This is a genomic window from Rhizobium sp. PRIMUS64, from assembly GCF_023006465.1.
Classification (GTDB): domain Bacteria; phylum Pseudomonadota; class Alphaproteobacteria; order Rhizobiales; family Rhizobiaceae; genus Rhizobium; species Rhizobium leguminosarum.
This window is the reverse complement of sequence record NZ_JALBGX010000259.1, coordinates 1-3048: the sequence shown is the minus strand read 5'-3', so window position 1 is coordinate 3048 and position 3048 is coordinate 1. Positions and strand designations below refer to the sequence as shown.

At 60.1% G+C, this 3048-nt stretch carries 6 protein-coding genes and 1 pseudogene; 6 read left to right on the top strand and 1 reads right to left on the bottom strand.

Translation table 11 applies throughout. The features are described from left to right. The 3 genes and pseudogenes from MOV76_RS38780 to MOV76_RS38770 form a co-directional block, all read left to right on the top strand. Positions 1-170: pseudogene (locus tag MOV76_RS38780) on the top strand (TetR/AcrR family transcriptional regulator); the annotation flags it as partial. 128 nt (positions 171-298) lie between these two features. Beyond that, complete coding sequence (locus MOV76_RS38775) at positions 299-472, top strand: hypothetical protein (RefSeq protein ID WP_018445607.1); 174 nt, start codon at positions 299-301, stop codon at positions 470-472. Continuing rightward, on the top strand, positions 469-801 hold the full coding sequence (locus tag MOV76_RS38770) for a DUF6105 family protein (RefSeq protein WP_018445606.1): 333 nt from the start codon (positions 469-471) through the stop codon (positions 799-801). Before MOV76_RS38775 ends, MOV76_RS38770 begins: the two co-directional genes overlap by 4 nt. Here MOV76_RS38770 and ruvX read toward each other — a convergent pair. Further along, positions 738-1232, bottom strand: coding sequence for a Holliday junction resolvase RuvX (ruvX, locus tag MOV76_RS38765; RefSeq protein WP_047622261.1), 495 nt, complete (start codon positions 1230-1232; stop codon positions 738-740). The genes MOV76_RS38770 and ruvX overlap by 64 nt on opposite strands. A 179-nt stretch (positions 1233-1411) precedes the next feature. On the opposite strand from ruvX, the gene MOV76_RS38760 reads away from it, so the two are divergent. From MOV76_RS38760 to MOV76_RS38750, 3 genes are all read left to right on the top strand, one after another. Further along, positions 1412-2116: a metal-dependent hydrolase gene (locus MOV76_RS38760; protein ID WP_018241822.1), complete on the top strand. Its 705-nt coding sequence runs from the start codon at positions 1412-1414 to the stop codon at positions 2114-2116. 68 nt (positions 2117-2184) lie between these two features. Continuing rightward, positions 2185-2472: an Asp-tRNA(Asn)/Glu-tRNA(Gln) amidotransferase subunit GatC gene (gene gatC, locus MOV76_RS38755; RefSeq protein ID WP_003558942.1), complete on the top strand. Its 288-nt coding sequence runs from the start codon at positions 2185-2187 to the stop codon at positions 2470-2472. A 57-nt stretch (positions 2473-2529) separates the two neighbouring features. Continuing rightward, positions 2530-3048: amidase (locus MOV76_RS38750; RefSeq protein WP_247266554.1), on the top strand; the 519-nt coding region annotated here is incomplete at its 3' end.

The following is a 3048-nucleotide window of genomic DNA, read 5'->3' as shown; positions in this document are numbered from 1 at the left end:
AGGGCGTGGATGCAGCAGCGGTCAACGCCGTCATCATCGCTGCGATCCAGCACCTCGTGCTGGCCGCCGCAGCCGGCGGGCAGTGCGCCGGCCTGTCGCTGAAGACATCAAAGGACTGGGAGAAGGCGGCGACGGCGCTGAAGCGCATCGTGCGCGGCGTCTACGGCTGAGATCTACTCATCCACAGGGGGGCGGGCCTGCGTTAACCCTAACAAATGGTTTACATTGCGCAGGGCTGGTTAAGCCGACAGTGTGGCGGTGAGCAGAGATGTATGAGTAGAGCCCCGAGTTGACGCCCATGGCAACCAAGATCGCTAAAGCCGCGTTTCTGGTGACGGCGATGATGTTTTTCGCAGTCCTGGCGCTGGATATCGCAATTCCGACGCTGGTGCTTTGCATTATGGCATTGTCGACCTGGTTGGTCTCTCTCGATCTGCCCGTGGCGCGCAAGCATGGAGGAGAGGCCGCATGAAGTGGTTTCTGATCTTCTGGGCCGGCCCCATCGTCTTTCTGGGCGGATGGTATTGGCTCTCCTATTACGACATGAGTTTCGGCATCTTCATGTTCACGCGGCAGGTTCATGACCTGACCTTCGAGCTTTACGGCAAGGCGCTCGGCATTCCGCCGGAGACCATCCCGCCGCTCGTTGCCCGCGCGATCGCGGTGGACAGCCTCGTCGTTTTCGCCATCCTTGGCCTGCGGAAGCGAAAGTCGATCATCGCCTGGTGGAAGGCGCGTCAGGCGCTGAATTCATCTCCATCAGACCTTGCCAGCAAGGAAAGCCTGTCGAGCGCGCCCTGAAGGATGAAGCTTGCGGCGGCCGAATCGATCCGTTCGGCCCGCTTGGCGCGCGAGACGTCCATTTCGAGCAGCGTCCGTTCGGCGGCGACCGTCGAAAGCCGCTCATCCCAATAGACGAAAGGCAGCGCCGTCTTCTGCTCCATATTGCGCACGAAGGCGCGCGTTGCCTGCACGCGCGGACCTGCTGATCCATCCATGTTCATCGGCAGGCCGATGATAAAGCCTGCGACCTTTTCCGCTGCCGCGAAGTCCAATAGCGCCTGGGCATCGATGGTGAACTTGACGCGGCGGATCACCGTGCGCGGCGTGGCGAAACGCCGCCCGAGATCGGACATCGAAAGCCCGATCGTCTTGGTGCCGAGATCGAGGCCGGCAATTGCCTGTCGCGGGGCTAGCGTCTCGGCCATTTCCTCGATTGTCAGCACCGTCATCGCCGTTTCATCCCGTCAAAACAAATTGAAGTCGCCGCCGCTTTTCTTTGCGGCCGCATAAGATATGTCCTTAGGGCATGACGCCGAAAAGTGTGAGCGGTTTTCGGACGACATCATGTCCTCATTCTTTGATGTGGCATCGAAACCGGCTTTGCATCACGTAATAAAGGAGACATTTCATGAAGATCACCTGGCTCGGCCATTCCGCCTTCCGCATCGAGACATCCAAGGCGAAGATCCTGCTCGACCCATTCCTCAGCTACAACGCCTCCTTTTCCGGCCAGGATATCAAGGATGTTTCCGCAGGCATCACGCACATCCTGTTGACGCATGGCCATGGCGATCATGTCGGCGATACCGTGGCACTCGCCAAGGAGACCGGCGCCGTCGTTCTCGCCAATGCCGATCTCGCCGCTTGGCTCGGCTCCAAGGGCGTCGACAAGATCGAGATGGGCAATACCGGCGGCACGATCGCGCTCGGCAGTTTCTCGGCGACCTTCACCAATGCACTGCACTCCTCCGCCCAGATCACTGAGGACGGCGTCTCGCATGCGCTCGGCAACGCCAATGGCCTGATGCTGCATTTCGACGACGAAGCCTCGATCCTTGCCATGGGCGATACCGATATCTTCTCCGACATGGCGCTGATCAACGAATTGCACCAGCCCGATATCGGCTTCGTGCCGGTCGGCGACCGCTTCACCATGGGCGGCGCGGTGGCTGCACTCGCCTGCCGGCGCTATTTCAACTTCAAGACCGCGATCCCCTGCCATTACGGCACCTTCCCGATCATCGATCAGACGGCCGAAAAATTCATTGCCGGCATGGAGGGATCGCAGACGGATGTGAGGGCGATCAAGCCTTCCGAGAGCCTGTCGATCTGACGAAACCCCGTTGCACACGGCGGACATGGCCTTTATAGCGGTAGGAAAAATCCTATCCGGAGAATGCCATGTCCGTCGATCTTGCCACCGTGAAGCGCGTCGCCCGCCTTGCCCGTATTGCCGTCTCCGAGGACGAGGCAAATCGCATGGTCGGCGAGCTGAACGGCATCCTTGGCTTCGTCGAGCAACTCTCCGAAGTTAATGTCGACGGCGTCGAGGCGATGACCTCGGTGACCCCGATGGCGATGAAGAAGCGGACCGATGAGGTGACCGACGGCAGCAAGGCAGCCGATATCGTCGCCAATGCGCCCGTCACCGACCACAATTTTTTCCTGGTGCCGAAAGTCGTCGAATAAGGCTTCGAAGCCTCTTTCCGACCCTGTTGCAATTTCCAGATCTGAAGCGAAAACACGATGAGCGAACTCACCAGCCTGACCATTGCCGAAGCCCGCCAGAAGCTGCGCGCCAAGGAAATCACCGCGATCGAGCTGACCGAAGCCTATATCTCGGCGATCGATGCGGCCAATGGCCGGCTGAACGCCTATATAAAGGTCACGCCGGATCTCGCCCGCGTCATGGCGAAGAACTCCGACCAGCGCATCGCCACCGGCAAGGCAGGCGAACTCGAAGGCATTCCGCTCGGCATCAAGGATCTCTTTGCCACCGTCGGCGTTCACACCCAGGCCTGCAGCCACATTCTCGATGGTTTCGAGCCGCGTTATGAATCGACCGTCACGCAGAACCTCTGGGATGACGGCGCCGTCATGCTCGGCAAGCTCAACATGGACGAATTCGCCATGGGCTCGTCGAATGAAACATCCTATTACGGCCCGGTGATCAATCCCTGGCGCGCCGCAGGCTCCAACCAGCAACTCGTGCCCGGCGGCTCCTCCGGCGGTTCGGCCGCAGCCGTCGCTGCGCATCTTTGCGCT

What these genes read in the sequence shown, in the direction of transcription:
- MOV76_RS38770 (WP_018445606.1), top strand. Translation starts at nt 469, where the DNA reads ATGAAGTGGTTTCTGATCTTCTGGGCCGGCCCCATCGTCTTTCTGGGC.
- MOV76_RS38760 (WP_018241822.1), top strand. Translation starts at nt 1,412, where the DNA reads ATGAAGATCACCTGGCTCGGCCATTCCGCCTTCCGCATCGAGACATCC.
- ruvX (WP_047622261.1), bottom strand. Translation starts at nt 1,232, where the DNA reads ATGACGGTGCTGACAATCGAGGAAATGGCCGAGACGCTAGCCCCGCGA.
- MOV76_RS38775 (WP_018445607.1), top strand. Translation starts at nt 299, where the DNA reads ATGGCAACCAAGATCGCTAAAGCCGCGTTTCTGGTGACGGCGATGATG.
- gatC (WP_003558942.1), top strand. Translation starts at nt 2,185, where the DNA reads ATGTCCGTCGATCTTGCCACCGTGAAGCGCGTCGCCCGCCTTGCCCGT.